The sequence below is a fragment of the Curtobacterium sp. AG1037 genome (assembly GCF_003349855.1).
Classification (GTDB): Bacteria; Actinomycetota; Actinomycetes; order Actinomycetales; family Microbacteriaceae; genus Curtobacterium; species Curtobacterium citreum.
Window position 1 is genome coordinate 85,936 of sequence record NZ_QQAO01000007.1, and the last position, 21,415, is coordinate 107,350.

23 protein-coding genes are annotated in these 21,415 nt (G+C 73.7%); 10 read left to right on the forward strand and 13 right to left on the reverse strand.

Features of this window, described 5'->3' with window-relative positions; all coding sequences use genetic code 11:
* Positions 1-35 precede the first annotated feature (35 nt).
* Positions 36-659, forward strand: a complete 624-nt coding sequence (locus DEU32_RS11595; RefSeq protein ID WP_229666915.1) for a metal ABC transporter ATP-binding protein — start codon at positions 36-38, stop codon at positions 657-659.
* 11 nt (positions 660-670) lie between these two features.
* On the opposite strand, the gene DEU32_RS11600 is transcribed toward DEU32_RS11595, so the two are convergent.
* Together DEU32_RS11600 and DEU32_RS11605 are read right to left on the reverse strand one after the other, a co-directional pair.
* Complete coding sequence (locus tag DEU32_RS11600; RefSeq protein WP_229666916.1) at positions 671-1,441, reverse strand: copper homeostasis protein CutC; 771 nt, start codon at positions 1,439-1,441, stop codon at positions 671-673.
* The gene (locus DEU32_RS11605; RefSeq protein WP_114850756.1) at positions 1,438-2,988 is read right to left on the reverse strand and encodes a M81 family metallopeptidase; all 1,551 of its coding nucleotides are present in this window, start codon (positions 2,986-2,988) and stop codon (positions 1,438-1,440) included. The genes DEU32_RS11600 and DEU32_RS11605 overlap by 4 nt, the downstream gene beginning before the upstream one ends.
* Before the next feature lie 135 nt (positions 2,989-3,123).
* Here DEU32_RS11605 and DEU32_RS11610 point away from each other — a divergent pair, with 135 nt between their 5' ends.
* Complete coding sequence (locus DEU32_RS11610; RefSeq protein ID WP_114850675.1) at positions 3,124-3,855, forward strand: trypsin-like serine protease; 732 nt, start codon at positions 3,124-3,126, stop codon at positions 3,853-3,855.
* A gap of 133 nt (positions 3,856-3,988) precedes the next feature.
* On the opposite strand, the gene DEU32_RS11615 is transcribed toward DEU32_RS11610, so the two are convergent.
* Positions 3,989-4,807: an SDR family oxidoreductase gene (locus DEU32_RS11615; RefSeq protein ID WP_114850676.1), complete on the reverse strand. Its 819-nt coding sequence runs from the start codon at positions 4,805-4,807 to the stop codon at positions 3,989-3,991.
* A 127-nt stretch (positions 4,808-4,934) separates the two neighbouring features.
* Between DEU32_RS11615 and DEU32_RS11620 the strand changes: the two genes are divergently transcribed.
* Both DEU32_RS11620 and DEU32_RS11625 read left to right on the forward strand, forming a co-directional pair.
* Positions 4,935-5,822 carry an SDR family oxidoreductase gene (locus DEU32_RS11620; protein ID WP_058742871.1) on the forward strand — a complete coding sequence of 296 codons (888 nt, stop codon included), beginning with the start codon at positions 4,935-4,937 and terminating at the stop codon, positions 5,820-5,822.
* Positions 5,823-6,058: 236 nt separating this feature from the next.
* Positions 6,059-6,355: a Dabb family protein gene (locus DEU32_RS11625; protein WP_058742870.1), complete on the forward strand. Its 297-nt coding sequence runs from the start codon at positions 6,059-6,061 to the stop codon at positions 6,353-6,355.
* Positions 6,356-6,391: 36 nt separating this feature from the next.
* On the opposite strand, the gene DEU32_RS11630 is transcribed toward DEU32_RS11625, so the two are convergent.
* Positions 6,392-6,889 (reverse strand): MarR family winged helix-turn-helix transcriptional regulator, encoded by a 498-nt coding sequence (locus DEU32_RS11630; RefSeq protein WP_114850677.1) that lies wholly within the window; start codon positions 6,887-6,889, stop codon positions 6,392-6,394.
* A 106-nt stretch (positions 6,890-6,995) separates the two neighbouring features.
* Here DEU32_RS11630 and DEU32_RS11635 point away from each other — a divergent pair, with 106 nt between their 5' ends.
* Positions 6,996-7,724, forward strand: coding sequence for a phosphatase PAP2 family protein (locus tag DEU32_RS11635; protein WP_114850678.1), 729 nt, complete (start codon positions 6,996-6,998; stop codon positions 7,722-7,724).
* Here DEU32_RS11635 and DEU32_RS11640 read toward each other — a convergent pair.
* A complete protein-coding gene (locus tag DEU32_RS11640) occupies positions 7,708-8,967 on the reverse strand; it encodes a multidrug effflux MFS transporter (RefSeq protein ID WP_114850679.1) in 1,260 nt (419 codons plus the stop codon). The genes DEU32_RS11635 and DEU32_RS11640 overlap by 17 nt on opposite strands.
* Positions 8,968-9,013: 46 nt before the next feature.
* Between DEU32_RS11640 and DEU32_RS11645 the strand changes: the two genes are divergently transcribed.
* The gene (locus tag DEU32_RS11645; protein WP_114850680.1) at positions 9,014-9,457 is read left to right on the forward strand and encodes a MarR family winged helix-turn-helix transcriptional regulator; all 444 of its coding nucleotides are present in this window, start codon (positions 9,014-9,016) and stop codon (positions 9,455-9,457) included.
* Between the two features lie 80 nt (positions 9,458-9,537).
* Here the strand turns inward: DEU32_RS11645 and soxR are convergent, their stop codons facing one another.
* The gene (soxR, locus tag DEU32_RS11650) at positions 9,538-10,026 is read right to left on the reverse strand and encodes a redox-sensitive transcriptional activator SoxR (protein WP_058743252.1); all 489 of its coding nucleotides are present in this window, start codon (positions 10,024-10,026) and stop codon (positions 9,538-9,540) included.
* Positions 10,027-10,182: 156 nt separating this feature from the next.
* Here soxR and DEU32_RS11655 point away from each other — a divergent pair, with 156 nt between their 5' ends.
* Complete coding sequence (locus tag DEU32_RS11655) at positions 10,183-11,400, forward strand: MFS transporter (RefSeq protein WP_114850681.1); 1,218 nt, start codon at positions 10,183-10,185, stop codon at positions 11,398-11,400.
* Between the two features lie 52 nt (positions 11,401-11,452).
* Positions 11,453-12,427 (forward strand): NAD-dependent epimerase/dehydratase family protein, encoded by a 975-nt coding sequence (locus DEU32_RS11660; protein WP_114850682.1) that lies wholly within the window; start codon positions 11,453-11,455, stop codon positions 12,425-12,427.
* A 49-nt stretch (positions 12,428-12,476) separates the two neighbouring features.
* On the opposite strand, the gene mnhG is transcribed toward DEU32_RS11660, so the two are convergent.
* The 7 genes from mnhG to DEU32_RS11695 form a co-directional block, all read right to left on the reverse strand.
* Positions 12,477-12,833, reverse strand: a complete 357-nt coding sequence (gene mnhG, locus DEU32_RS11665; RefSeq protein WP_114850683.1) for a monovalent cation/H(+) antiporter subunit G — start codon at positions 12,831-12,833, stop codon at positions 12,477-12,479.
* The gene (locus DEU32_RS11670) at positions 12,830-13,174 is read right to left on the reverse strand and encodes a sodium:proton antiporter (protein ID WP_114850684.1); all 345 of its coding nucleotides are present in this window, start codon (positions 13,172-13,174) and stop codon (positions 12,830-12,832) included. Before DEU32_RS11670 ends, mnhG begins: the two co-directional genes overlap by 4 nt.
* Positions 13,171-13,752, reverse strand: a complete 582-nt coding sequence (locus tag DEU32_RS11675) for a Na+/H+ antiporter subunit E (protein ID WP_114850685.1) — start codon at positions 13,750-13,752, stop codon at positions 13,171-13,173. The genes DEU32_RS11670 and DEU32_RS11675 overlap by 4 nt, the downstream gene beginning before the upstream one ends.
* A complete protein-coding gene (locus DEU32_RS11680) occupies positions 13,749-15,440 on the reverse strand; it encodes a Na+/H+ antiporter subunit D (RefSeq protein ID WP_058741434.1) in 1,692 nt (563 codons plus the stop codon). The genes DEU32_RS11675 and DEU32_RS11680 overlap by 4 nt, the downstream gene beginning before the upstream one ends.
* Positions 15,437-15,859: a Na(+)/H(+) antiporter subunit C gene (locus DEU32_RS11685; protein WP_114850686.1), complete on the reverse strand. Its 423-nt coding sequence runs from the start codon at positions 15,857-15,859 to the stop codon at positions 15,437-15,439. Before DEU32_RS11685 ends, DEU32_RS11680 begins: the two co-directional genes overlap by 4 nt.
* The gene (locus DEU32_RS11690) at positions 15,856-18,780 is read right to left on the reverse strand and encodes a Na+/H+ antiporter subunit A (RefSeq protein WP_114850687.1); all 2,925 of its coding nucleotides are present in this window, start codon (positions 18,778-18,780) and stop codon (positions 15,856-15,858) included. Before DEU32_RS11690 ends, DEU32_RS11685 begins: the two co-directional genes overlap by 4 nt.
* Positions 18,781-18,937: 157 nt before the next feature.
* Positions 18,938-19,693: an SDR family NAD(P)-dependent oxidoreductase gene (locus tag DEU32_RS11695; RefSeq protein ID WP_114850688.1), complete on the reverse strand. Its 756-nt coding sequence runs from the start codon at positions 19,691-19,693 to the stop codon at positions 18,938-18,940.
* 66 nt (positions 19,694-19,759) lie between these two features.
* On the opposite strand from DEU32_RS11695, the gene DEU32_RS11700 reads away from it, so the two are divergent.
* Both DEU32_RS11700 and DEU32_RS11705 read left to right on the forward strand, forming a co-directional pair.
* Positions 19,760-20,485, forward strand: a complete 726-nt coding sequence (locus DEU32_RS11700) for an SDR family oxidoreductase (RefSeq protein ID WP_114850689.1) — start codon at positions 19,760-19,762, stop codon at positions 20,483-20,485.
* A gap of 24 nt (positions 20,486-20,509) precedes the next feature.
* Positions 20,510-21,379: an SMP-30/gluconolactonase/LRE family protein gene (locus DEU32_RS11705; RefSeq protein ID WP_114850690.1), complete on the forward strand. Its 870-nt coding sequence runs from the start codon at positions 20,510-20,512 to the stop codon at positions 21,377-21,379.
* The last annotated feature ends 36 nt before the right edge of the window (positions 21,380-21,415 follow it).

Sequence of the window (21,415 nt, forward strand, 5' to 3'; positions counted from 1 at the left end):
ATGAAAATGACTATCGATACTGATAGCGTGCTCAGGTGCCACCGACCACCACCGACCCCGCCGTGCGGGTCGCCGCGCTGACCGTCCACCGCGGCCACCGCACGGTGCTCGACCGCGTCGACGCGACGTTCCCCGCCGGTGCCGTCACGGCGCTCACCGGACCGAACGGCTCGGGCAAGTCGACGCTGCTCGACGCGCTCGCCGGTGTGGTCGCGCCCGCGACCGGCGCCGTCTCGCGACCGGGGGACGGGGTCGCCTACGTCGTGCAGGCGGTGCCACCGAGCGCCCTGCCGCTGACCGTCCGCGCGACCGTCGCGATGGGGCGCTGGCGCGGGAAGCCCTGGTGGCGACCGCTCGGCCGGCACGACCGGGACGTGGTGGACGCACAGCTCGACCGGATGCAGATCCCCGACCTGGCGGACCGGTCGCTCGACGAGCTGAGCGGGGGCCAGCGGCAGCGGACGCTCGTGGCGCTCGGGCTCGCCCAGCGCGCGCCGGTGCTGCTCGTGGACGAGCCGACGGCCGGCGTGGATGCGGCCTCCGCCTCGCTCGTCGTGGCAGCGCTCGCCGAGGAGGCCTCCCGCGGCGCGGTCGTCGTGCACGCCGCACACGACCCGGTCGCCGTCGCGGCGGCGGACCGCGTCGTCACGCTCGGCTGAGCGCGCCCGGTTCAGCCGCCGAGCGCCGCCCGCGCCGCCGCCACCACCGCGCCGTCGGTCACGAAGTGCCCGTCGCCCCGGTCACCGGCGCCCATCGGGACCCCGGCGTGCCCGTCACCAGCGGGCCGCTTCGCCGACAGGTGCACGGCCGCGACCCCGGTGGCGACGAGCGCCGGGACGTCCGCGGGCGTCACCCCCGCTCCGGCCATCACCTGCACCGGCCCCGCCGCCGCCACCATGCGGGCGATCGTGCCCGCGCCCGCCACGGCGCTCGCCGCCCCGCCGGAGGTGAGCACCCGCGTGAACCCGAGGTCGGCCAGGCGGGCGGCGGCCGCGACGGGGTCGGCAGCGTGGTCGACCGCACGGTGCAGGGTGACCTCGGCGTGCGCGGAGACCGAGCGGGCCGCTTCCACGAAGCGGCGGAGGGCGTCCTCGTCGAGGGTCCGGTCCGGGCGCAGGGCACCGACGACGACGCCGGCCGCTCCGGAGCGCAGGACCGTGCGGACCTCACGCTCGGTGAGCTCGACCTCGGTGGCGTCGAGCACGAACCCGCCGGGACGGCACCGGACCAGGGCGTGCGCGGGGATGCCGGTCTCGTGGGTCATCTCGACCAGCGCCTGCGACGGTGTGAGCCCACCGAGCTCGAGTCCGGAGCAGAGCTCGACCCGGTCGGCACCGGCGTCCCGCGCGACGACCGCACCGGCGGGCGACGTGACCGCCACCTCGAGCGCGACCCCGGCGCCTCCGGCGTCCCTGCCGATCCCGGCGCCTCCGGCGCTCACGCCAGGGTCCCGAGCGGCTCGTCGGACGGCGGTACGATCCGGGCGTGCAGGTCCGGCGGTGACGGGAAGTCCCGGTCGAAGGGGAACAGCGGCCGCTCGACGCGGTGGTGGCCCAGCCGGAGGAGGTCCTGGTCGACCCCACCAGGGGTCAGCGCGAGCATCCAGCCGGCGGCCATGTCGAACAGCTCGGGCTCGAGGTAGCCGATCTTCACGACGACGACGTCAGCGTCACGGGGCGACAGGTCGAGGTCCGTGAAGTCGTGCTCGTGGTGGTACGGCTTCCGCAGCCGGGTCAGGATCGCGTACACGCTGCCGACCTGCAGCACGACCTCGGTGTCCGCGTCCCGGTCGCCGTGCCGGATCGCGTGCACCCGTCCCGTCATCGTCACCGGTCCTGCGTGCTCGTCGTCCACCGCCGCCCCGGCCGTCACCGTGACGGTCGCACCGACGCCTGCGGCCACCGCGGTGTCGACGGCGGCCGGTCCCGGGACGCTCGCGTAGACGAGCACGGGACCGTCCGGGTCCCGGAAGGCGGGGCGCGCGAGGACCTCGGTCAGCCCCCACGTCATGTCGCCCGATCCGCCGGCGGTCGGGTTGTCGCCCGAGTCCGAGACGAAGTACGGCCGCGGTGCTCCCGGGGCGAGTGCCGCGTCGAGGCAGGCCGCGAAGGTGCCGGTCGGCGCGACGAACCCGAAGTCCTCGCGCGCGTCCCAGAACGCCCGCGCCAGCTGCTCGGCCCCGGCGACGACCGCGTCCCGGTCCCACCCCGTCACGACCGTCACCGCACGGTCCCGCGGCTGGTCGGCCCACGCGTACCCGACCCACACCGCGGCGTCGAGGACCCCCTCGGACGCCTCGACCTCGGGGACCCGCGCGTACAGCGCCGCAGCCGGGTCGACCCGGGTCGAGGTCTGCTCGCCGGCGAGCAGCACGGGGATCGGCACCCACGCCTTCACCGGGCGCCGCTGCCCGGGCGGCCGGGTCGTGAGCACGTCGACCAGGTTGCGGACGGCGCGCTCCTGGGTCTCGACGACGTCCTCGTGCGGGGCGGTCCGGTAGCAGGTGACGAGGTCGAGCTGGTGCGCGAGCTCCGCGGTGACGTTGCCGTGCAGGTCCATCGACGCCGACACGATCGCGTCCGGCCCGACGACCGCGCGGATGCGCCCGAGCAGGTCCGTCTCGGCGTCGTCCAGGCCCTCGACCACCATCGCGCCGTGGATGTCGAACCAGAGTCCGTCGACCGGGCCGTCCGCGACCACCGACGTCAGCCGGTCGACGATCTCGCCCGCGAGCGCCTCGTACGCCGAGCGCAGGACCACTCCGCCGGGGAGCGCGTGCCCGGTCAGGGTCCCGCGCAGGTCGACCACGTCCGCGTACGCCGCGAGGAACGGGGACCGGTCGACGATGTCCTGCCCGCGGACCGGGTGGAACGCCGCGGCGTCCGTCCGGGTCGGCGTGAAGGTCGAGGTCTCGATCGCGAGTCCGGCGATCGCGACCACCGGACGGCGTGGAGCGGCGACGGCGGCGGGGACGGCGGAGTCGGACACGGTCACAGCATAGGCAGCGCCGTCGGCCGGCACGTGTCGGTCGAAGTGCGGACTACCGCACCCCCTGGACGGGGGTCAGGATGGGCCTCCTAGTTGCACCCTGCAACGCAGCAGGGTCCTGACCGAGGAGTCCACATGAAGCACACCCTCGCAGCGGCGCTCGCCGCCGTGGCCGTCGTCGCCGGCGGCGTGTTCGCCGCCACACCCGCCACGGCGCTGCCCGCCGGGACCGAGGTCGTCGGCGGCGAGAAGGCGCCCACCACGACCTGGGCCGTCCAGCTCGAGGCCTCCGGCGGGACCATCCCGTCCGGCTACGTCAGCAACTGCACCGGCGAGCAGATCAACGCCTCGTGGATCCTCACCGCGCGGCACTGCATCGACGGCATCGGGGCGATGAACGTCTACCACTCGAACTCCACGACGAACCGCGGCTCCGCCGTCGCCGTCGACCGGGTCACCGCGGCCCCGGCCGGGGACATCGCCCTCGTGCACCTGCGCAGCACCTACTCCCTGTCGACCTACGCACCCCTCGACCTGACGGCCGCCGCCAAGTCGAGCGGCACCGGCGTCATCCAGGGCTACGGCCTGCGGGCGAACGCGCAGCAGTCCGACGGGCTCTACCAGGCGACGGTCTCGCTGACCGGCGCCTCGCGTGACGCCTACAGCGGCAAGGCGCAGCACGTCACGGGCGTGACCGGCGCCTCGAACCACGGCGACTCCGGCGGCCCGCTCCTGGTGAACGGCAAGGTGGTCGCCGTCTGCTCGACCGGTGACAGCGCCGACCCCGGCGCGGACACGACGGCCGGCTCGAACTACGCGCTCCTGTCGCAGTCGTCCTCGTGGATCCGTTCCACGGCCGGCGTCTGACCAGCGCCACCACCTGACGGACGGGAGGCGCGGTGCCGGCCCGCACCGCGCCTCCCGTCCGTCGACCCCCGCGTCCGCGACGCGAGCGGACAGCACCCACCCGCGTCCGCGACGCGAGCGGTCTGCACCCGCGTCAGGCGCCGTGCGCCTCCTCGGCGACCGGCTGCCACTCGCGCCACGTCGCGAGGCGCGACTCGTAGTCCTGCTCGGCGATGCCGAGCGGCGCCTTGCCGAAGAAGACCCGCAGCGGCGGCTGGTCCGCGTCGACGACCTTGAGGATCGCGGAGCGCGTGGCCTCGGGCTTGCCCGGGTCGGAGGCGGACGGGCGCTTCGACGCGGCCTCGCGGACGTCCGCGTAGGCGTCGAGCTCCTCGCTGTGCTTCGAGGACGGGCCCGACCAGTCGGTCGAGAAGCCGCCCGGCTCGACGAGCGTGACGTGGATCCCGAAGCCCGCGACCTCCTGCGAGAGCGACTGCGACAGGCCCTCGAGCGCCCACTTGGACGCGTGGTAGGCGCCGACGGTCGGGAAGGCGCTGATGCCCCCGATGCTCGACACCTGCACGATGTGCCCGGAGCCCTGCTCGCGCATGATCGGCAGCGCCGCCTGCGTGACCCAGAGCGCTCCGAAGAAGTTCGTCTCGAGCTGCGCGCGGACCTCGTCCTCGGTGAGCTCCTCGACCATGCCGAAGTGTCCGAAGCCCGCGTTGTTCACGACGACGTCGAGCCGGCCGAAGTGGTCGGCGGCCTGCCGGACGGCGGCGACGTCCGCGTCCTTGTCCGTCACGTCGAGGCGGATCGCCAGGAACGTGTCGGGGTACTGCTCGACGAGCGCCTGCACGTCGTCGGTGTCCCGGGCGGTGCCCGCGACGGAGTCGCCGCGCTCCAGGGCGGCCTCCGCCCACTCGCGGCCGAAGCCCTTCGATGCGCCGGTGATGAACCAGGTCTTGGCCATGTGGTGCCTCCTGTTGCTGTTCGGGTGACCGCGAGCAGGCAACGCCCGTCGCCCGGGCGTGGCCTGGGTGCGCGGGTGACAGCACCCGCTGGACCGGCGCGGAGCAGCCGCCGAGCACCATGGCCCCATGAGCCAGTACGAGAAGCGCGACCCGATCTCCCTCTACCCGAAGCCGCCGTTCCCCGAGCAGGAGCAGTCCCTCCCGGGAGCCGCCTGGAAGATGGACCCGGAGCCCGACCACGGCGAGCAGAGCTACGTCGGCAAGGGGCGGCTCACCGGCTTCCGCGGCATCGTCACCGGCGCCGACTCCGGCATCGGACGCGCGGCGGCGATCGCGCTCTCCCGCGAGGGCGCCGACCTCGTCCTCTCCTACCTGCCCGACGAGCAGGAGGACGCCGAGCAGGTCCGCGACCTCCTGGAGTCCGAGGGGCGCCGTGCCGTGCTCGTCCCGGGCGACATCTCCGACGAGCAGTACTGCAAGGACCTCGTCCAGCAGGCCGTCGACGAGCTCGGTGGCCTCGACACGCTCGTCATGGTCGCCGGTCGCATGGACAGCAACGACGACATCCTGACGCTGTCGACCGAGCACTTCGACTCGACGTTCAAGACGAACATCTACTCGCTGTTCTGGCTGACGCAGGCGGCCGTGCCGCACCTCGAGCCCGGGTCGACGATCGTCACGACCGGATCGATCCAGGCGTCGACCCCGTCGCCCGACAAGGTCGACTACGCGATCTCGAAGAGCGCCGTGAAGACCTTCACCGAGGCCGTCGCCCAGCAGCTCGCACCGAAGGGCATCCGCGTGAACTCGGTCGCACCCGGGCCGGTGTGGACGCCGCTGCAGCCCGGCTCCGACGACGCGCAGACGGTGGCGCACTTCGGCGAGCAGGCCCCCTACGGTCGCCCGGGCCAGCCCGCCGAGCTCGGCGCCGCCTACGTGCACCTGGTCAGCCCCGAATCGAGCTACCAGTCGGGCTCGACGGTGACGATCGCCGGCGGCACCCCCGCGTTCTGATCCGCGCGCAGGAGGCCGTTCCGCGCGTAGCGGGCCGTTCCGCGCGAAGGAAGCTGTTCCGCGCGTAGCGGGTCGTCCGTTCCGACCTGGTACGCGCGGTTCGGCATCCCACGTCGGGTGCGATGGGACGGAACGCGCGTGACACCGGACGGGAGGCACGTGGCGACACCGCCCTGAGCCTCCCGTCCGTCCCAGGGGCACGCTGGCAGCATCGGTCACGACGACGGGAGCAACCGATGGCCGGGGTGACGCACGTGGTGCTGGTGACGTGGGCAGGCGACGACGAGGCCGGGAGCCGCGCGGACGCGCTCTGCCGCGAGCACCTCGTCCGCATCGACGGGGTCGAGTCGGTGCACTCGGGGCCGAGCATCAGCACGGAGGGCCTGGAGGGCGGCTTCGACTGGATGCTCGCGGTGCGCTTCCGTGACCCCGAAGCGCTCGCCGCCTACCTGCCGCACCCGGAGCACCGACCCGTCGCCGACCACATCGGGGCGTCGAGCGAGCGCGTCGTGGTGTTCGACGTCGCCGACTGACCGCACCGGGCCGATCGACCGGACCGGGCCGACCGCTCAGGCCTGCTTGCGCCGCGGCCGTGCCGACCGTGGCGGGACCGTCCGCATGTGCGCCTTCACCCGGCCCAGGACGTCGTCGAGCGTCTGCACGTCCTCGCGCGACAGGGGCACGAGGAACAGCTGCCGGAGCACCTCGACGTGCCCGGGGAAGACCCGACCGAGCAGCGCGCGGCCGGCGTCGGTGAGCGAGACCGTGACGCTCCGTTCGTCCTCGGCCGAGGGGGCCCGCACGACCAGGCCGTCCCGTTCGAGCAGCCCCACCTGGTAGGTCAGACCGCTCCGGCTGTAGACGACCCCGTCCGCCAGGTCGGTCATCCGCAGGCTGCCGTCCGCGGCGTCGCCGAGCGTGGCGAGCAGCTGGAACTGCACGTAGCTCAGGCCCCCGGCGTCCTTGAGCTGCTGCTCGACCGTGTGCCGGAGCAGGCTGCTCACCTCGATGAGCGAGAAGTAGGCACCGAGTTCGGCGGGGTCGAGCGGCGGCACGGGTTCGGTCACGGCGGCAGTCTAGTGCTGCGAGTTCGAAGCACCTCCTGAGTGCTCTCGGAGGCTCGCGCTGCTGGCTCGGCGCCCCGGGAGCCGTCGCCCCTGCCACCATGGACGGATGACCGACCCTGAGTTCCGCCGCCGTCGGCGCACGGCCGACGTGGTCGGCATCCTCGAACCGAACCCGCGCCCGCTCACCACGGTCCTCGTCGCGGTCGTCGCCGTCCTGGTGCTCACCGTCGTCGGGTTCTTCCTGGGCACGGTCGACCTCGGGCTCGCGAAGGCGTTCAACACCGTGCACGTCGGTGCCCTCGGGGCCTTCACGACCGCGGTCTACCACGTGATCAGCCCGGTGCCGGCGATCGCGCTGACCTTCGTCGTCGCGGGGATCATCTGGTGGCGGGCCCGGGACCTGCGACCGGCGCTCGGCTTCGGGATGACGATCGCGATCACGTGGCTGCCCTCGGCGGTCGTGAAGGAGATCGTGCACCGGGCCCGGCCGGACGTGGCGCTCTTGCCGCACCCGTTCCCCGTGCAGCCCGACCCGAGCTACCCGAGCGGCCACACCGTCTACATCACGGCGTTCGTCATCGCCCTCGTCTGGGTCGTCCGCGAGACCCGGTGGCACCGGCTCGCGCAGGTCCTCGGCGTCGTGGCGATCGTCGTCGTGTTCCTGTCGGTGTCGATCGACGCCGTGCACTTCCCGACGGACGCGGCCGCCTCGATCCTCTGGGCACTCGCGGTGGCCCCGGCGGCACGGGTCGTCTGGGTCGACTGGACCACCCCGCGGATCCCGTTCCTCCGCCCGCGCGAGGGCGCCGCCGTCCCGGTCAGCCCCGGCCGCTGACGCCCGCGTGGCGTGAGCGCCGCCGCGCCACCACGAGCGCCCCGACGGCGACGACGGCCGACGCGAGCATCACCACCGCGAGCGGCGCCGCCGTGCCCTCCCCGCCCAGGCTGACGAGCGGCGACACCAGCGCCGCGAGGCCGAACTGCAGCGCCCCGAGCACCGCCGACGCGCTGCCGGCCACCCCGGGCACCGCCCCGAGCGCGAGCGCCGTCGCGTTGCCGAGCACCAGGCCGAGCGACCCCACCGCGGTGAACAGCGGCACGGCGAGCCACAGGACCGGGGCTCCGGTGACGACGAGCAGCGCGAACGCCACCGTCGACGCCACGACCAGGACGATCCCGAGCGTCAGGACGCCCTCGACCGAACGGGTTGCGGTGAGCCTGGCGGACAGGACGCTCACACCCATCAGCGCGAGCGCGTTCAGGCCGAACGCCATGCCGTAGCCGACCGTGTCGAGCCCGAGCATCCCCTGGTACAGGAACGGCGACGCCGAGATGTAGGCCATCATCACCGCGAACGCGAAGCCGAACACCGCGGTGTACCCGACGAACGTCCGCGAGCGCAGCGCCCGCAGCGGCGACCCGGCCGACACCCGCTCGGCGCGCAGCGCGTCCCGCCGGGAGCGCAGGTGCGTCTCCCGCACGACCGCGAGCACGGCGACGAGCATCACCACCGACAGCCCGAGCACGATCGTCAGCAGCCCGCGCCAGCCGATCGGCCCGGTGAGCAGCCCGCCGAGCAGCGGCGCGACCACGGGGGCGACCCCGCCGACGATCATCATGAGCGAGAACGCGCGCGCCGCGGGCTTGCCGGTCGCGAGGTCGGAGATCACCGCCCGCCCGATCACCATCCCGGCTGCGCCGCCCAGGCCCTGCAGCAGCCGGGCGACGACGAGCACGGCGACGTTCGGCGCGAGCACCGCGGCGGCGCTCGCGAGCACGCAGAGCGCGGCCCCCGCCAGCAGCGGCGGCACGCGGCCGAACCGGTCGGACAGCGGGCCGAACACGAGCTGCCCGGCGGTCACCCCGACCAGGAAGGCGGTCAGGGTCAGCTGCACGGTCGTCGCGGACGCCGCCAGCTCGGTGGTCATCTGCGGGAACGCCGGCAGGTACAGGTCGGTCGCGAACGGGGCGACCGCGCTGAGCAGGCCGAGCACGAGCAGCAGCGGTGTCGTGATGCCCGTCGGCCGGGAGGAGGGCTTCGCCGTCGTGGCGCGGATGGATCCGGTGTCGGTCGTCATGGTTATGAAAGCATAACTGATGCGGTCGGGACGGTACAGTGACCGCATGGCACCAGCGGTCTCCGACGACGCCCTCGCCGAGTTCGCCGACGTCGTCCTGCGCATCGGTCGCGAGGTCGACCCGCACGGCCAGCACGCCCTCGACATCGTCCCGCTCACCGGGACCGAGGCGCTCGTCATGCGCTGGGTGCACCGCAACCCGGGGGCCTCTCCGAGTGCGGTCGCCGAGGCCACGGCCCTCCAGCGCAGCAACTGCAGCGCCGCGCTCCGCTCCCTCGTCGCGAAGGGCATGGTCGAGCGCCGCACCGCCCCGGAGGACGCCCGCACCGTCCAGCTGCACCCGACGCCGCTCGCCGACGAGAGCATCGCCCGACTGCACGCGTCCTGGGCGGGGCGGCTGCGCGCCGCCCTCGGCGGCGACGAGCGCGGCCTCGAGGCCGCAGCGGCCCTGCTGGCACGACTCGACGACGGCCTGCGACGACGGGACTGACGTCGGACGGGAGGATCGTGGCGGGCCCGCCACGATCCTCCCGTCCGGTGTGGGGCCGGTCCGCGCGATCGGGCGAGCGTTCAGGCGCGCTGTCGCGACGCCTCGTCGTCGATCGGGAGCAGCCGGCGGGCGCCGTGACCCTCCGCGCCGAGCGCGTCGCCCGGGTTGACGACCAGGCACGCGTTCAACGACACGCAGCCGCAGCCGATGCACTGCGTCATCTCCTGCTGCAGCCGCTCGAGCTCGAGCTGGCGCGCCCGCAGCCGTGCCCGCCACCGTTCGTTGAGCCGTGCCCAGTCGCGGAGCGACGGCATCCGGTCGGTCGGCAGCGCGGCGAACTGCTCGGCGACCTCGGCGAGCGGGATGCCGAGCCGCTTGGCGACCTGGATGATCGCGATCCGCCGCTCGACGTGCCGTGGGTACAGCCGTGTGCCGCCGGTCGTGCGCTCGGGGTGGATCAGGCCCTTGCGCTCGTAGAAGTGCAGGGCCGACGCGGCCACCCCGGTGCGCTGGACGACCTCGCCGATGGAGAGCAGGTCGGTCGGCTTCGGCTCCGGGATCTCCACCATGGTCGAGATCCTACGACCGCGCGCAGCGGCCCCTGGTACCCTCGACCGCGAACAAGACACGCAGTGTGTATCTACCGGCCGTCGGCACCCCGGCGGACAACGGCGGCACCCGATGGGCCCGCTCGATCCAGGCCGGCCCCAGAAGGCACACCCCTGATGCTCCAACCCCGACGCACCGATGCGTCCCTCGTCTCCCTCGCCGGTCGCTGGTACTTCCCGATCGCGTTCGTCGCCCGGCTCCCGTTCGCCATGATGGTCGTGGGCGTCCTGACGCTCGTCGTCGCCTCCCGTGACTCGGTCGCCCTCGGCGGTGTCAACTCCGCCTTCGTCGGCATCGGCTCGGCCGTCTTCGGCCCGCTGGTCGGTGCCGCCGCCGACCGGTTCGGCCAGCGCGCCGTGCTGGTGCCCGTCGGCCTGGCGAACGCGGTGCTCCTCGGCGCGCTCCCGTTCGTCGTCGCGGGCACCGCGCCGGACCTCGCCGTCCTCGCGATGTCGTTCTGCATCGGCGCGAGCGCGCCGCAGGTCGCCCCGATGTCCCGCACCCGGCTCGTCGCGATCATCCGGCAGCGGATGGCGCCGCAGCGGCACGAGCGCGTGCTCAGCGGCACCATGGCGTACGAGTCCGCGGCCGACGAGACGGTGTTCATCGTCGGACCGTTCCTGGTCGGGCTCCTGGCGAGCGCGATCGCCCCGTGGGTCGCGGTCGCCGGTGCCGCCGCCCTGACCCTGGTGTTCGTGACGGCCTTCGCGCTGCACCCGACCGGACGGCTCGTCGTCGGCGGTGCCGAGCGCGAGACCCCGGCGCCCGCGACGCAGCTCCTCCGCCCGCGGCTCGTCGTCGTGGTGCTCGGGATCCTCGGCGTCGGGCTGTTCTTCGGCTCGACGCTGACCTCGCTGACCGCGTTCATGGAGCAGCACGGGGAGTCGTCCCAGGCGGGGCTGCTCTACGGGATCATGGGCATCGGCTCCGCGGCCCTGGCGCTCGGCTCGGCGGCCTTCCCTCGGGCGTTCGGCGTCGGGTGGCGCTGGCTCGCCTTCGGCGTCGTGCTGCTCGCCGGCGCGGTGGCGTTCGCGGCGGCGGACTCGGTCGGCGCCGTGGCCCTCGTGCTCGGCCTGATGGGCATCGGCATCGGGCCGACCCTGGTGGCGCAGTACAGCCTCGGGTCCGAGCGCTCCCCGGTCGGTCGCTCGGCGACCACGATGACGATCCTCGGCTCGGCGGTCATCGTCGGGCAGTCCGTGGCGTCCGCGATCGTCGGCGAGGTCGCCGAACGTGCCGGGGCCGGCGCGGCGATGGCGTTCCCGGCGTACGCGGCGGCGCTCGTCGTGCTCGCGGCGGTGCTCAACCTGGTGTTGGCCCGCCGCACGGCCTGACGGGCCGGGCCGCCGGAGACCGCAGGCCCGCTCACCGGAGCAGGATGGCGGCATGCGCTTCCTGGTCCTCGGCGGCACCGCCTGGCTCGGCGTAGCGGTCGCCGACGACGCCCTCCGCGCCGGTCACGACGTCACCTGCCTCGCCCGCAGCTCCACCGTCCCCGCGGGTGCCCGCTCGGTCGTCGCCGACCGGGATCACCCGGACGCCCTCGAGGCGGTCGTCGAGGACGGTCGGTGGGACGCGGTCGTCGACGTGTCCCGCACGCCCGCGCACGTGCGCCGCGCGGTCCGGGCCCTCGAGCCGGTCGCTGACCGGTACGTGTTCGTCTCGACCGTCAGCGTGTACGCCTCGCACGCCGAGCGCGGTGCTGACGAGACCGCGGCCCTGCTGCCGCCGAGCGACGACCCCGCCGAGTACGGCGCCGCGAAGGTCGCGTGCGAGCGCGCGGTCACCGACGGCTTCGGCCCGGAGCGCGCGTCGATCGCCCGGGCGGGACTCGTCGGCGGACCGGGCGACCACACCGGCAGGTCGGGGTACTGGCCCTGGCGGTTCGCCCACGCCGCCGCGACCGGCCGCTCGGTGGTCGTGCCGGCCGACGGCGACCGTCCCACCGCGGTCGTCGACGTCCGCGACCTCGCCGGCTGGCTCGTCGGCGCCGCGGAGGGTGGTCGGCCGGGCGTCTCGAACGTCACCGGTGACCCCGTCACCCTGCGCCAGCACCTCGGCGCTGCGCGGAGCGTCGCGGGGGCGTCCGCGCCGGTCGTGGCGCTCGACGACGACACCCTGATCGGGCACGGTGTCGCGCCGTGGGCCGGTGCGCGATCGCTGCCGCTCTGGATCCCCGACGCGGACCACCAGGGGATGAACGACCGGTCGAACGCCCGGGCGGTCCGTGCGGGACTGACGCTGCGTCCGCTCGCCGAGACCCTGTGCGATGCCCTGGCGTGGGAGGTGCGGCAGCCGGAGCACCCGCACGGCGCCGGTCTGTCCGACGATGACGAGGACGCACTGCTCACCGGGCGCTGACGGCAGCGACGCCCCGGCCGCCCCGAGCCGCACCGGTCGCCCCGCCGGCTCAGTCCTCGGTGTCGTCGACCAGCAGGTCCTCGTGCCGGTAGTCGTTCGACCGCAGACCGGCCCGGGCGATCATGTGCGACGACACCGGCACCAGGAACAGCTGGAACACCATCACCGGCAGCACGACCCAGAACGCCGTCCAGGTCCCCACCGCGACGACGACCGCCGCGAGCGCCATCGCGAGCCCGAGGACCTGCGGCTTCGCCATCGCGTGCAGCCGGACGAGGGGGTCCGGGAACCGCACGATGCCGATCGCCGCCGCGAGGGACAGCGCGGCGCCGACGAGCAGCAGGACGAGGGCGACCCAGGCGCGGACGCCGGCGGTGTCGACGAAGGACTCGAGGATCTCGATCACGGGCGGCGCTCCTCGTCGACGGCGTGCTCCGGGGTGGTCGCGTCGAGCCCCTCGTCGGAGGGGTCGGACGACGGGGTGACGATTCGGGCGACCGCGATCGTGGCGAACACGCTCGTGGCCGCGATGACCACGAGCACCGGCACGGCGGTCAGGTCCCGGCGGACCACCATCGCCGCGGCGATGACGATGAGCGCGGTGGTCAGCACGATGTCCGAGCCGATCATCCGGTCCAGGATGGTCGGCCCGCGGACGATCCGACCGACCGCCAGGGCGAGCGTCGCACCGAGCAGCACGAGCAGCAGGACGACCCCGACGGCCATCACGACGACCGCGGCGCTCACCGGGTCACCTCCGGCAGCGGCTCGGCCAGCTCGGACACGTCCTGTCGCGAACCGATCGCCCGGATCACCATCTCCTCGATCCGGTGCGCCTCGCGCGTCGCGGCCTCCACCTGTTCGACGCGTTCGGTGTCGAGCACGTGCAGCAGCAGCCGTCGACGGGGCAGGTCGACGTCGGCGACGTACGATCCCGGCACGAGCGAGATCGCCAGCGTCGCGAGCGTGAAGGTCATCTCGGACGTCGTGTGCAGCTGCACGAGCACGATCGAGCTCCGCCGCACACCGCGCGGCCGGACCGCGACCCAGGCGACCCGGAACGAGGCCGCCACGACGAGCCCGGCCCAGACCACCAGGAACCAGAGCAGCCGGGGCAGCGAGAGCCGCTTCGACAGCGGGACCGGCGGGAGCGGGAGCAGCTGGGTGACGAGCAGCGCGACGACCACGCCGCAGAGCAGCGTCAGGACGGTCCACGACCCCCACAGCAGCGCCCACAGCACGGTCAGCCCGGCGACGAGCGGCACGTCGTAGCGCCACGCGACGGCGATGCGTCGTGCGTTCGAGATCCGGCGGACGTCGGTCATCGCGCACCTCCGAGGACGGCCTGGACGTAGCGGTCGGGGGACTCGAGGGACTCCGCCGCGCGGGTCGCGTAGCCGTAGAGCGGCCCGGCGACGACCGTCAGGGCGACCGACCCGAGGACCGCCACCGTCGTGACGGCGACGAGCATGCGTGGCAGGCGGGCCGGCTCCGGCGCTTCGCCGGCGGTGGCCGTCGCGCCGGTCGCCGGACGGGAGGCGCTGCTCGCGTGGGGTGCGTCGGTGACGGTGGTCGAGCCTCCCGGGTGGTACGCCTCGCCCGTCTCCTCGGAGACGGTGAGGGGCGCCGGTTCCGGCGACCGCAGGTGCGCGTGCGGCTCGGCCGTCGTGACGTGCGGGGCCGCCGCCTCGGCGGCCGGCTTCGGCCGCCAGAAGGCGGCGTCCCAGACGCGCATCAGCGCGTACAGGGTCAGGAGGCTCGTGACGACCCCGGCGGCGACCGTCACCCACGCCATCGGGGAGCCGTCCTCGGCCGCTGCGCGGAACAAGCCGAGTTTGCCGATGAAGCCGGAGAAGGGCGGGATCCCGCCGAGGTTGAACGCCGGGACCAGGTACAGCGCCGCCAGGAGGGGTGCCGCCTTGAGCAGCCCGCCGAGCGACCGGCTCGAGGTCGTGCCGCCGACGCGCTCCATCACGCCCGACACCAGGAACAGCGTGGTCTGCACGACGATGTGGTGCACCGTGTAGAACACCGCGGCCGCCGTGCCCGCGACCGTGCCGAGGCCGATGCCCATCACCATGAAGCCGATGTGGCTGATCAGCGTGAACGACAGCAGTCGCTTGACGTCGGTCTGCGACACCGCGCCGAGCACGCCGACGATCATCGTCAGGACCGCCACGACGAGCAGGACCGTGTTGAGCTGCGGTCTCGGGAAGATGATCGTCTCGAGGCGGATGATCGCGTAGATGCCGACCTTCGTGAGCAGGCCCGCGAACACCGCCGTGACCGGGGCCGGGGCGGTCGGGTACGAGTCCGGCAGCCAGAACGCCAGGGGGAACACGGCGGCCTTGATGCCGAACCCGATGAGCAGCATGGTGTGCAGGAGCAGCTGCACGTGCTCCGGGAGCTCGGCCATGCGCTGCGAGATCTGCGCGATGTTCACGGTGCCGGTGGCCCCGTACACCAGGCCGATCGCGGCGAGGAAGATCGCCGACGCGATGAGGCTCGTGACGATGTACGTCGTGCCGGCGCGCACCCGCTGCTCGCTGCCGCCGAGGGTGATGAGCACGTAGCTCGCCACCAGGAGCATCTCGAACGCGACGTAGAGGTTGAAGAGGTCGCCGGCCATGAACGCGTCGAGGACACCCGCCGCGAGCACGAGGTAGGTCGGGTAGAAGATCGTGACCGGGGCGTCCTCGTCGTCCGCGGCCAGGCCCTGCCCGATCGAGAACAGCAGGACGAGCAGGAGCACGCTCGCGCTCACGGTGAGGAGCAGGGCGCTCAACCGGTCGACCACCAGCGAGATGCCGTACGGCGCCTCCCAGCCGCCGACCTGCACGACGATCGTGCCGTGCTGGTCGACCAGGACCATGAGCGTCGCCGCGACCGCGACGGCGACCGCGAGCACCGCGACGGTGATCGCACGCTGGAGCTTCTGGTGCCGGAGCAGCCCGAGCGCGACGGCCGCGCCGAGCAGCGGGACGAGGACGAGCAGCGGGACGAGCCAGGTCATCGGGAGGCCTCCTCGCGCTGCGCGGCTTCGGGGTCGGTGTCGATCTCGGGGTCCTCGTCCGCCGGGTCGTCGCGGTCCTTGCCGATCGCGGCGTCGGCCTCGTCGACCTCGACCTCGTCGGCGCGGGAGAGCTTCCAGGACCGGTGGATGAGCGCGAGGAGGAACGCGCTCACGGCGAAGGTGATGACGATCGCGGTGAGGGCGAAGGCCTGGGGGAGCGGGTCGGTGATGCCCTCGGCGGACTTGCCGATCGGCGGCCGGCCTGCGGTGCCGGACATGATGAGCAGCAGCAGGTTGAGCGCGTTGCCGAGCAGCAGGAAGCCGAGCAGCATCCGCGTCAGCGAGCGTTCGAGCAGCAGGTACACCCCGCACGAGAACAGCACCGCCATCGCGATGACGAGGACCAGCGTGATGGTCATGCGGCACTCCCTTCCGGGGTCGAGGCTGCGGCGTTGTCGGCGGGGTCGGACTCGGTCGTGTCGGCGATCGGGGCGCGGGAGTCCTCGAGGCGCTGGCGGTCGACCTCGGCACCGAGGCTCCGGAGCACGTCGAGCACGAGCCCGACGACGACCAGGTAGACCCCGATGTCGAAGAACGTCGCGGTGACGAACTCCACGTGGCCGAGCACGGGGACGGTGGCCTCGAAGAACTCGGAGTACAGGGCTTCCTTCCCGAAGAACAGCGGCACGATCGCGGTCGTCGCCGCGGTCGCGACCCCGAGCCCGAGCAGGCGTCCGGCGCGGACCGGGGCGGCGGCGCCGAGCTCGGCCGGACCACCGGCGAGGTACCGGGCAGCGAGCGCGATCCCGGCGACGAGACCGCCGGCGAACCCACCGCCGGCGGCGTTGTGCCCGGCGAACAGCAGGTAGAGCGACAGGACGATGAGCCCGTGGAACAGCAGGCGCACGACCACGTCGAGCAGGGCCGAGCGACCGGTCGGGATCGCGGCACTCGTCGGCAGCCAGGCGCGGGGTTCCCCGTCCGGGCGGTGCTTGTCGCTCGTCACGCTCGAGGGCAGGTCCCGGAGCCGCGGGAGCGTGTCCTCGCGGGAGTCCAGGAAGATCAGGCTCGCGACGCCCGTGGCCGCGGCGACGACGACGGTCAGCTCGCCGAGGGTGTCCCAGCCGCGCAGGTCGACGAGGGCGACGTTCACGACGTTCAGGCCGTGCCCGAACGAGCTCGTGAGCGCGGGCAGGTCCGGCCAGAGCGGCTCGGCCGTCCGGGCGGAGGCCGCGACGACGACGACGACCGCGAGGGTGACCCCGGCGAGGGCGGCGAAGAGCGCGCGGACGATCCGGAACCGCGAGGGGTTCGCGGTCGCGATCCGCGGGGGGAGCCGGCGGAGCACGAGCACGAACGCGATGAGCGTCACGGTCTCGACCACGAGCTGCGTGAGCGCGAGGTCGACGGCGCCGTGCAGGACGAAGAGCACGGACATGCCGTAGCCGGTGACGCCGACCAGGACGGCCGCGGCGAACCGGGTCTTCGCGGTGAGCACGGCGATCGCCGCGATCGCCATCACGACGACGACGGGCACCTGGCCCCACGAGTCCGCGAACCGGACGTGGAACGCCCACGGACCGCCGAGCACCAGGTTCGCGAGGGCCCCGGCGACGAACACCGACAGGATCACGGTCAGGTAGTAGGGGAGCGAGCCGCGCTGCAGGCTGGCGGTCAGGCCGGTCGCGAAGCGGTCGAGCCCGCGCATGGTCCGGCGGTACGTGCCCGAGGCGCTCGGCGAGCCCTCGAGCCGGTCCTGCAGGGCGCCGACCGGACGACGGAGCAGGAACAGGGCCGTGCCGCCGAGGAGCGTCAGCGCGGAGATGCCGAGGGCGGGCTCGAGGCCGTGCCAGAGCGCCAGGTGCGGGACCTCGCCCGGCAGCGCGGCGTCGGCGGCCGCCGGTTCGATGCCGTGCGCGACCACCGGGGTCAGCAGGCCGAGGACGACCCCGGCGACGGCGAGCACCGACGGCACGACGCCGAGGCCGTGCAGTCCGTGCGGCTCCGTGGCCGCGACCCCGGGCTTCCGGGCGAAGGTGCCCCAGAGGAAGCGCAGCGAGTACGCCACGGTCAGGACCGACCCGAGCGTGACCCCGATCAGGGCGACCCACGCCCACCCGGCCTGGGCACCGTGCAGCTCCTCGACGAAGCCGGTGAGCACGGCCTCCTTCGCGACGAAGCCGATCGTCGGCGGCAGCCCGGCCATCGACGCGAGCGCGAGGACGCTCACCACGACGAGCCACGGCGTGCGGCGCCCGAGCCCGCTGAGCTTCCGGAGGTCGCGGGTGCCGGTGGCGTGGTCGACCGCCCCGACGACCAGGAAGAGCGTCGACTTGAAGGTGGCGTGCGCGACGAGCAGGGCGACCCCGCCGAGCGCCAGGGCCGGCACGCCCCAGCCGACCGCGAGCACCAGGAAGCCGAGCTGCGCGACGGTGCCGTACGCGAGCAGGAGCTTGACGTCGGTCTGGCGCAGGGCGCGGTACCCACCGATGAGCATGCCGGCGACGCCGAGCACCGTGACGGTCTCGCGCCAGCCGGTCACCAGCGCGAACGCTGGGGCCAGCCGGGCGACGAGGTAGATGCCGGCCTTCACCATCGCCGCGGCGTGCAGGTAGGCGCTGACCGGGGTCGGGGCGGCCATCGCGGCGGGGAGCCAGAAGTGGAAGGGGACGATCGCCGACTTCGTCAGGGCGCCGAGGAGCACGAGCACGACGGCCACCGGCACGAGCGGTCCCGGTCGGTCGACGAGCCCCGGGGCCCGCGCGATGATGCCGGACAGGCTCGAGGTCCCCGCGGTCACGGACAGGGCGACGAGCCCCGCGAGCATCGCCAGGCCACCGGCGGTCGTGACGATGAGCGCCTGCATGGCGGCCGCGCGGCTGGCCCGCTTCGCGGCGTCGTGTCCGATGAGCAGGTAGGAGAAGACGGTCGTCGCCTCCCACAGCACGAAGAGCACGATCACGTCGTCGGCGACCACGAGCCCGTACATCGAGCCGGCGAAGGCGGTCAGGACGCCCGCGAACCGGCCGGTCCCGGGTTCGTCGCGACCGAAGTACGACGCGCAGTACACGAGCACGAGGGCACCGACGACGGACACCACGAGCGCGAGCACCCACGACAGGGCGTCCATCCGCAGTGCGATCGCCAGGTCGAGCTCGGGGATCCACCGCCAGGTGCTCGTCACCCCGCCGTGCAGTGCGGCGTCCGTCTGGGCGACGGTCAGCACCGCGGCAGCGGCCGGTGCGAGGGCAGCGACGGAGAAGACGTGGCGGCCGAGCAGGGGGGTCAGGGCGGGGACGATCAGGGCGACGATCGCGAACGCGACGAGGACGGAGACCATCGGGCACCTCCTCGGGGTCGGGCTGCAGTCCGGCTCACTGGGCCCTCACAGCCTACGAGCAGGCGGTTGGCAAATTCCTGTACGGCCGGACAGCCGGCGACGTGCGGGAGCAGACTGCCCCACCACTCTGCACCGCGACCGGCGCGGGCGTTGCGGGTCAGCGCTCGTACGCCTTCGCGGGGATCTGCGTCGCGAGCTTCCCGCCGGACACGTCGACGAGGGTCCCGGTGACGTACCCGGCTGCGTCGCTCGCGAGGAACACGAGCAGGTCCGCGACGTCGTCGGCCGATTCCCACCGCCGGATCGACAGCGTGTCGAGCAGCCGGTCCTGCGCGGCGGACGGCATCTCGGCGAACCCGTTCATCGCCGTCGGCACCATGCCCGGCGCGTACGCGTTCACGGTGATGCCCCACGGCCCGAGCTCGGACGCGAGCACCCGGGTGAAGGCGACGACCGCGGACTTCGACGCCGCGTACGCCGCGCTCCCGACGCTCGGCACGATCGCCGCGAACGACGCCGCGTTGAGGATCCGTCCGCGTCCGGCGGCCTGCATGACCGGCGCGACCGCCTGGGCCACCAGGAACGTGCCGCCGACGTTGACGTCCATGCACCGGCGCCAGGCGTCCCACCCGAGCTCGGCGACCGTCCCCTCGACGTTGATGCCGGCGTTGTTCACGAGCACGTCGACCGTGCCGTACCGGGCGACGACCCCGTCCACCGCCGCGCGCACGGACGCGGGGTCGGTCACGTCGCAGCGGACCTGGTCGACGCCGGTCGTCGGTGCGTCCGGGAACGCGAGGTCGAGCGCCACCACCCGGCAGCCCTCGGTCACGAACCGGTCGGCGAGCACGGCGCCGATCCCTCGGGCGGCCCCGGTCACGAGGACCACGCGGTCGGTCAGGTCGAGGTGCATCGTCGCTCCTGTCGTCGGTGTCGCGCGCCGACCACCGCGACGCCGCGAGAGCCATACTGTTCCACCATGACGGCGAAGGTGCTCTGGACCACGGGTGGCGGCAGCGGCATGGGGGCGGCCGGAGCCGTCGCGGCCGCGCGGGACGGCTGGACGGTCGTGCTCAGCGGGCGTCGGGCGGACCGGCTCGAGCAGGTCGCCGCGACGATCCGCGCCGCGGGTGGCACCGCCGACGTCCTGCCCGTCGACGTCGCCGACGCCGACGCCGACGCCGTGCGTACGGCGCGGGACACGGTGCTCGAACGGCACGGGAGGCTCGACGGACTGCTGCTCGCGGCGGGCCTGAACACGCCCCGGCGCCGGTGGGACGACCAGTCGCTCGACCAGGTCCGCGCCGTCCTCGACACGAACCTGACGGCCGTCGTGACCGTCGTCGATGCCGCCCTGCCCGCCCTCCGCGCCACCGGCGGCGTGGTCGTCGCCGTGTCGTCCTACGCCGGGTGGTCGTTCCAGCCGGGCGCCGGCGTCGCCTACTCGGCGTCGAAGACCGCGCTCGGCTCGGTGGTGCGGACGCTCAACCAGCAGGAGGCGCAGCACGGGGTCCGGGCGACCCACCTGTGCCCCGGCGACGTCGCGACGGACTTCCTCGACCAGCGCCCCGTCGTGCCGGACGCGGACGCCCGGGCGCGCATGCTGCAGCCCGAGGACGTCGGACGGACCGTCGCGTTCGTGCTCGGCGCCGCGCCGCACGTCCGCATCGACGAACTCGTGCTGTCCCCCGTCGCGCAGCACTGACCGCAGATCCCGGAGGAGACCCCCGTGCAACTCACCGACCTCGTCCCCGACCCCACCGCGCTCGAGCGGATCGCGACCGGCAGCACCTGGGCCGAGGGGCCGTGCTGGGTCCCCGCCAACGGCACCCTGCGGTGGTCGGACATCCCCGGCGACCGCATCCTCCAGTGGCACGAGGACACCGGGGAGACGACCGAGTACGCCACCGGGGTCGAGTTCACGAACGGCCGCGTGCTCGACCGCGACGGCTCGGTCGTCCAGTGCTCGCACGGCCGCCGTCGGGTCGAACGGGACCGGGACGGCGTCGTCACCCCGATCGTCGACGCGTGGGCCGGCGGACGCCTCAACTCGCCGAACGACGTCGTCGTCGCGCGGGACGGCAGCGTGTGGTTCACCGACCCGGCGTACGGCATCACGCAGCCGCGCGAGGGGCACCCCGGCGAGCGGGAGTACGGCGACCACTGGGTGTTCCGGTGCGGCCCCGACGGCGAGGACCTGCGACCGGTCGTGCTCGACTGCGACGAGCCGAACGGCCTCGCGTTCTCGCCCGACGAGCGGGTGCTCTACGTCGCCAGTTCCTCCGCGGACCTGCCCGTGATCCGCGCCTACGATCGCGACGGCGCCCGGGTCAAGAACGGCCGCGAGTTCGTCCGCCTCGACCCCGGGGAGGGGGTGCCGGACGGCATCCGGGTCGACGAGCACGGCCACGTGTGGTCGTCAACCCACCGCGGGGTCTCCGTGTTCGCACCGGACGGCACCCGGATCGGCGACGTGCCGGTGCCCGAGGTCGTCGCGAACCTGTGCTTCGGCGGCGCCGACGGTCGCACGCTCTTCGTCACCGCGACCACGTCCGTGCACCGCCTGCGCACCACGACCCGGGACGCAACCAGCATCTGACATTCCGTTCTGGTCGACTGCGATGTAGTATTCCAC